Below are 6,723 nucleotides of genomic sequence, written 5' to 3' on the forward strand. Positions count from 1 at the left end.
GAACCGACCGTTCCTCGGCATCTGCCTTGGCGCGCAGATGCTGGCCAATCATCTCGGCGGCAAGGTCGTGGGGCATGGCGAAGGGCTGGTCGAGATCGGCTGGTACAAGCTGAAGGCGACCGAAGCCGGCAAGCAACTGATGCACTGGCCTGAGATGGTCTATCAGTTCCACCGCGAGGGCTTTTCGCTGCCCAGGGACGCGACGCTGCTGGCGACGGCCGAGACCTATCCCAACCAGGCCTTCCGCTATGGCGACAATGCCTGGGGCATCCAGTTCCATGGCGAGTTGACCAGGGTGATGATGCAGCGCTGGGTGGTGCGCGGCGCGCATCGCTTCGAGTTGCCGGGCGCGCAGCCCGGCCGCGATCATCTCGGCGGCCGGCTGATCTGGGACATGCATCTCAAGCGCTGGCTGGACGAATTCCTGCGGGTGATTTTCGGCAAGCCGGCAGCGCGATAAGGTCAGTTTCGCCCGTTGAGGTGGCGGACCTTACGCAGTTGCGGGAACAGCACCATCCACAGGCCGGCGACGACGATGGCGCCGACGCCGCCGACCACCACGGCCGGCACGGTGCCGATCAGCGCCGCCATGGTACCGGCGCGGAATTCGCCCAGTTCGTTGGAGGCGCCGACGAAGACCTGGTTGACGGCATTAACACGGCCACGCACGTGGTCGGGCGTCCACAGCTGGATCAGGGTCTCCCTGATGTAGACGCTGAACATGTCGGTGGCGCCAAGGAAGGCAAGGGCGACGATCGACAGCCAGGTGATGGTCGACAGGCCGAACAGCACGGTGAAGGCGCCGAACGACGCGGCGGAGGCCAGCATGATCATGCCGGCGTGGTTGCGGAGCGGATGCCCGGCCAGCCAGATCGCGACGCAAATGGCGCCGACGCTGGGCGCCGAGCGCAGCAGGCCGAGCCCCCAGGGACCGAGCTGGAGGATGTCGCGCGCGTAGACCGGCAGCAGCGCCGAGGCGCCGGACAGGAGCACGGCGAACAGATCGAGCGAGATGGCGCCCAGCACGATCTTCTCGCTCCAGATATAGCTGAACCCGCCTAACAGGTGCTGCATGGTCGGCTTTTCCGTCTCCGTGCGCTGCGACGGCTTCGGGATGGTGAAGATCAGCAGCCCGGACACAAGCATCAGGACAGCGGCGGTGCCGTAGGCCACTTCCGGCGAAACGCCGTAGAGCAGGCCGCCGGCGACCGGGCCAACGATGGTCGCCGTCTGCCAGGCCGATGAATTCCAGGCGATGGCGTTGGCGAAATCCTCCGATGGCACCAGATTGGCGAACAGCGAGGCCGAGGCCGGGCCGAAGAAGGCGCGGGCGACACCGAACATGGCGAGTACGGCGAAGATCGGCAGCGGTCCACTGATACCGCGCAGCGTCAGGAGCAGCAGCGCCAGCGCACAGATCGCTTCCACCACCACGGCCAGCGCCATGATCAGGCGGCGGCCGAAGCGGTCGGCGACGACCCCGGTGACCAGCACCAGCAGCAGCGACGGCAGGAACTGGACGATGCCGACCAGGCCGAGATCGAGCGGGTCACGGGTCAAATCGTACATCTGCCAGCCGACCGCGACGGACACGATCATGGTGGCGAAGGTGGTGAGGAAGCGCGCCGCCCAATAGCTCAGGAAGGAGCGGTGGCGGAACGCGGCATAGCGCTGGTCCGGCGAGGTTTGTGCTGATGTCATGGAGTGAGGCCCCGTTGCGATGGCATCGGCCGGCGGGGCACTTCCCGGATGGGTGCTGTTCCGACCAAGGGAACTTCTAGTAAAGTTCGCCGCGGATATGCGTTAAAATCAGTGCTGGATCAAGGAATTTTCAGCCTGCTTCATCGCCCGCACGGGGAAGTTACTGCCTCAGCGCGGCGGAAATGGCGTCGAGGCCGCCGCTCAATTCGGCTTCCGTCGGCCAGCCAAAGCCGACGCGGAAGAAGCGCTTCTCCATTTCGAACCAGTGGCCGGGTCCGACATAGGTGCCGTGGTTCTCCAGCAGGTTCACATAGAACCGGTCGAGGTCGAAGCCGGGATCGACGTTCAGGCGGGGGAACCCGACGACACCACCTTCAGGCCGAACCCAGTCGACCAGTGGTTCGCGGTCGATCCAGGTCTGGACGATGTCGCGGCGTTTGGCCATTTCGGGCAGCAGCGTCGCCAGGAAGGCGTCCCGGCGCTCAAGCATGCCGCGCGCAATGCCTTCGTCGATGACGCTGCCGCAGATGCCGATCTGCTCCTTGGCGGCGAGGAATTTCTCCTGAAGTGCCGCATCCCTGGTGACCAGCCAGCCGATGCGGATGCCGGGAATGCCGAAAGCCTTGGACAGCGATGAAACGCTGATCGCCTTCGGGCTGAGCGATGCCGCCGACGGCAGGCGGCGGCCGTAGGAGAGGTCGCGGTAGGTCTCGTCGACCAGCAGACGGCAGTTCCTGCTTTCCGCGAGCGCCACCAGCGCATCGAGCTCGGTTCGGCTCATCATCGTGCCGGTCGGGTTGTGCGGGCAGGTGACGCTGATCAGTTTCGTGTTCGGCTGTATCGCCGCCTTGACACGTTCGACATCGATGGCGAAGCCTTCTTCGAAGGCCAGGTCGACAAAGCTGATGGCGCAGCCGATCGCCCTTGGGGTTTCGATGTTGGTGGCGTAGTTGGGCCTGATGACGACGAGATGGTCGTTCGCCGACAAGAGCGAGGTCGAGATGATGAACAGCGCGCCGGCGGCACCGGCGGTGACCAGGACATCGTCAGGCGAAGTGCCGGCGTCCTGCGCCGATATCAGCGCGCGCAAATCCTTGTCGCCGCGATGCTCGCCATAGAAAAGCGTGAGATCAGGCAGTGACAGGCCGATGTCCGAGAGTTTCTGGTCGGCGATCGAACTTTCGGAGAGATTGTAGCGGATGCGGTCGTAGCCGTATTCCTCCGGCGCCTCTTTCTCGATCACCATCCTGGTGTAGTTCATGGCTTCCCCCCAAAGACCTTGTCGGCCCCATCCAAGCCATAAAAACATGAAGCCTGCCAAGGCGGATTCGCCGGCAGGTTCCAATCAATCTATTGGCTCAGGGCCGAATTAGGTCTTTGCTTCAGGCAGGTCGTTGTCCCAAAAGCGCTGCGCACCCTTGGGTCAAGCCCAAGGGCATGCTTTTGGGCGACATGCCTCAGGCTGAAACCTTGGCCTTCCTGCCCTTGACAGGTGCCTTCACGGGGGCGGCCTTGCGGCCGAGGCCGATCGACTTCGCCAGCAGCGAGCGCGAGGCCGCGTAGTTGGGGGCGACCATCGGATAGTCCGACGGCAAGCCCCACTTGGCGCGATAGGCGTCCGGCGTCAGGCCGAAATGCACACCGAGGTGACGCTTCAGCGATTTGAACTTCTTGCCGTCCTCGAGGCAGATGATGAAATCGGGCGTCACCGACTTCTTGGGATTGACCGCCGGGACCAGGGGCGCAGCCACCGGAACCACCGGCTTGCCGAGCCCGCTTATCGAGGTGCTGACGCTGGCGATGAGGTCGGCCAGGCCGGAGGCGGGCAACCGGTTCTTCTCGACGTAAGCGGACACGATGTGAGCGGTCAGCTCGAGCAGGTCGATGTCTTTACGGGCACTGTTGCTATCGTCGGTCACTCTATTTCTCCGTCTACAGCGAATGACCTGAAAATCGGATTCGATTTCCGGAAAGGATCATGCGCGAAATCAAAAATGCTATGGCGTCCGTCGTGCGTCCACGGGACGAATGGCGTTGTTGTGGCGCGGAATTCCTAGTCGGCAAATCTGCGTAATGCAATGACTTGGTGTCATATCACACGTTATTTTGAACAACTATATTAAACAATAACAGTATCAAACTATCAGTGCCTTGTCGCGCCACAAACGAAATCCGCCTTCGAACGCACGTGTGTTGTCGCCGCGCCTGGAGTCGGCGGGCAATTCATCGAGCTTGTCGACATTGCCGCCGCCAATGACGACATAGTCAGGCTGCAGGGCGGCGCGAAGCCGGTCGACGACGTCGAAGACATATTTGCGCCATTTCTTCTTGCCGCGCTCTTCGAGGCCGCGCTCGCCGACATAATCCTCGAAACTCTTGCCTTTCTTGTAGGGCAGGTGCGCAAGTTCCATCGGCTGGGCGACGTTGTCGGCAATCATCGCTGCACCAAGGCCAGTGCCGAGCCCGAGGAAAAGCATGCGTCCTCCCTCATAGCTGCCGATGGCCTGCATCAGCGCGTCATTGACCACCTTCACCGGTTTGCCGAATGCACCTGCGAAGTCAAATCCAGCCCAACCCGCGCCGAGATTGGCGGGGTCGGTCAGCGGCCTGTTGTGATTGACCGGGCCGGGATAGCCCATCGAGACGACATCGTAAGGCAGGCCCTCGGCAAGCTTCTTCACCGCATCGATCATCTGCTGCGGCGTCAGGCCCGGTCCGGAGTCGGCGCGGCGCTCTTCGCCGCCGGCACTGGTCAGGATCTTGACGTGCGAGCCGCCAATATCGATCGAGAGCACGATCTTCTCAGCGCCCGATGTCTCAATACCCAACGTTGGTTGCTTCACCGCCTTGGCCATCGTGTCCCCTCTCATTTCACTGGATCAATCCAACCATTGGGCGGCCCGAACCCGGCCATGACGTCCGCTGGCCCCCATGTTCCCGGCTCGTAGAGGTGCGGCGGCGTGGTGTCGCCAAGCACCGGGCCGACAATGCGCCAGGCCAGCTCGCTGGCATCCTGGCGGGTGAACAGCTGGCCGTTGCCGTTCATGGCGTCGCCGATCAGCCGCTCATAGGGCGGCATGTCGCCCTTGCTGTCGTCGAGCGCCGTCAGTTCGACCTGCTCGCCGATCATGTCGTCGCCCGGCGCCTTGCGCTGGGCGCCGATAGCGATCACCACCTGTGGGTCGATGCGGAAGCGGACGTAGTTCTGGTCGGCGGGCTTGATCGGATCGAAGACGTCGAGCGGCGGCCGCTTCAACCGCACCACCACTTCGGTGACATGCACCGGCATGTTCTTGCCGGCGCGGATGAAGAACGGCACGTCCTGCCAGCGCCAGGTGTCGACGAAGAAACGCACCGCCGCGAAGGTCTCGACCGGCGAGTTCGGCGCCACGCCCGGTTCAGTGAGATAGCCGGTGAACTGGCCACGCACGACATCGTCTTTGGTCAGCGTCCGGATGGCGCGCAGCACCTGCACCTTCTCGTCGATCAAATCGTCGGCGGAACGGCCGACAGGCGGCTCCATGGCAAGCAGCAACAGGATGTTGAGCAGGTGGTTCTCGATGACGTCCCTGATGCAGCCGACATCGTCATAGAAGCGGCCTCGCCCCTCGACGCCGAAATCCTCGGCCATGGTGATCTGCACGCTCTCGACGAAGTTGCGGTTCCAGATCGGCTCGAGGAAAGAGTTGGCGAAGCGGAAATAGAGCAGGTTCTGGATCGCTTCCTTGCCGAGATAGTGGTCGATGCGGAAGATCGACTGTTCGTCGAACACCAGGTGAAGGACCCGGTTGAGCCAGCGCGCCGATTGCAGATCGTGACCGAAGGGCTTTTCCACCATCAGCCGTGCGCCATGCGCGGTGCCCGATTGTTCCAGCCCCTGGACGACGGTCTCGAACATGGTCGGCGGCACCGCCATGTAGTGCAGCGGCCGCTGCGCGGTGCCGAGCGCGCTTTTCAGTTTCTCGAACGTCGCTCCATCGCGGTAGTCGCCGCTGACATAGCGCAGCAGCGAGGCGAACTTGGCGAACACCTTTTCGTCGATCTTGCCCAGCGCATTGACGATGCCGTCGCGGGCGCGGGCCTGCAACTGCTTGAGGTCCCAGGCGTCGAAGGCGACGCCGATCACCGGTTCGGTGAGCGTGCCCTTGGCGACCATCTGGTAAAGTGCCGGAAATATCTTCTTGTGGGCGAGGTCGCCGGTTGCTCCGAAGAGCACCAGCGTGTCGGACCGTTCCTGGCTCATGAGCGTGTCTCCCCTATCGCCGTCACTTGCCTGCCTTCGGCTTTTCGACATGACCGCCAAAGGCATAGCGCATGGCGGACAACAGCTTGTCGGCGAATTCGGATTCGCCTTGCGAGGAGAAGCGGTCGAACAGCGCAGAGGACAGCACCGGCGCCGGCACGCCGGTGTCGATCGCCGCCTTCAGTGTCCAGCGTCCTTCGCCGGAATCCGAGACGCGGCCGCCGTAATTCGCCAGGCCCGGGTCGCCTTTCAAGGCGCCGGCCGTCAGGTCGAGCAGCCAGGAGCCGATGACGCTGCCGTGCCGCCAGACCTCGGCCACCTGGGGAAGGTCGATATCGAACTGGTAGTATTGCGGGTTTTCCAGCGGGCTGGTCTCGGCGTCCGCCGTCCGCTGCCGCTTGCCGGCATTGGCCGATTTCAGGATGTTCATGCCTTCGGCATAGGCGGCCATGACACCATATTCGATGCCGTTGTGCACCATCTTGACGAAGTGGCCTGCGCCGCTCGGTCCGCAATGCAGATAGCCAAAGGGCGCGGTCCCGGCATCCTTGGGCGGATTGGAGCCGGCGTCGGCGCCCGGCGCCAGCGTGGCGAAGATCGAATCGAGGTGTTGCACCGCCACATCGGGACCGCCGATCATCAGGCAGTAGCCACGCTCCAGGCCCCAGACACCGCCGCTGGTGCCGACATCGACAAGATGGATACCCTTGCCAGCCAGTTTCGCGGCCTGGTCGACGGCGTCGTGATAGTAGGAATTGCCGCCGTCGATGACGATGTCT

At 63.2% G+C, this 6,723-nt stretch carries 6 protein-coding genes and 1 pseudogene; 1 reads left to right on the plus strand and 6 read right to left on the minus strand.

All coding sequences use genetic code 11. From position 1 onward, the window contains the following. Positions 1-460, plus strand: a pseudogene (locus EN935_RS16780) (GMP synthase); the annotation flags it as partial. 2 nt (positions 461-462) lie between these two features. Here EN935_RS16780 and EN935_RS16785 read toward each other — a convergent pair. The 6 genes from EN935_RS16785 to EN935_RS16810 form a co-directional block, all read right to left on the minus strand. Next, positions 463-1,701, minus strand: coding sequence for an MFS transporter (locus EN935_RS16785; RefSeq protein WP_126066869.1), 1,239 nt, complete (start codon positions 1,699-1,701; stop codon positions 463-465). 160 nt (positions 1,702-1,861) lie between these two features. Then, the gene (locus EN935_RS16790) at positions 1,862-2,962 is read right to left on the minus strand and encodes a pyridoxal phosphate-dependent aminotransferase (RefSeq protein WP_127262232.1); all 1,101 of its coding nucleotides are present in this window, start codon (positions 2,960-2,962) and stop codon (positions 1,862-1,864) included. 196 nt (positions 2,963-3,158) lie between these two features. After that, positions 3,159-3,620, minus strand: coding sequence for a MucR family transcriptional regulator (locus tag EN935_RS16795; protein WP_056585880.1), 462 nt, complete (start codon positions 3,618-3,620; stop codon positions 3,159-3,161). A gap of 216 nt (positions 3,621-3,836) precedes the next feature. After that, entirely contained in the window at positions 3,837-4,556 is a 720-nt protein-coding gene (locus tag EN935_RS16800) for an ROK family protein (RefSeq protein ID WP_109663992.1), read from the minus strand. A gap of 11 nt (positions 4,557-4,567) precedes the next feature. Then, positions 4,568-5,944, minus strand: coding sequence for a glucose-6-phosphate dehydrogenase (zwf, locus tag EN935_RS16805; RefSeq protein WP_109663995.1), 1,377 nt, complete (start codon positions 5,942-5,944; stop codon positions 4,568-4,570). 22 nt (positions 5,945-5,966) lie between these two features. Next, on the minus strand, positions 5,967-6,723 hold a 757-nt coding region (locus EN935_RS16810; protein WP_127373453.1), incomplete at its 5' end, for an NADP-dependent phosphogluconate dehydrogenase.

It is taken from the genome of Mesorhizobium sp. M7D.F.Ca.US.004.03.1.1 (genome assembly GCF_003998635.1).
Taxonomy (GTDB): domain Bacteria; phylum Pseudomonadota; class Alphaproteobacteria; order Rhizobiales; family Rhizobiaceae; genus Mesorhizobium; species Mesorhizobium loti.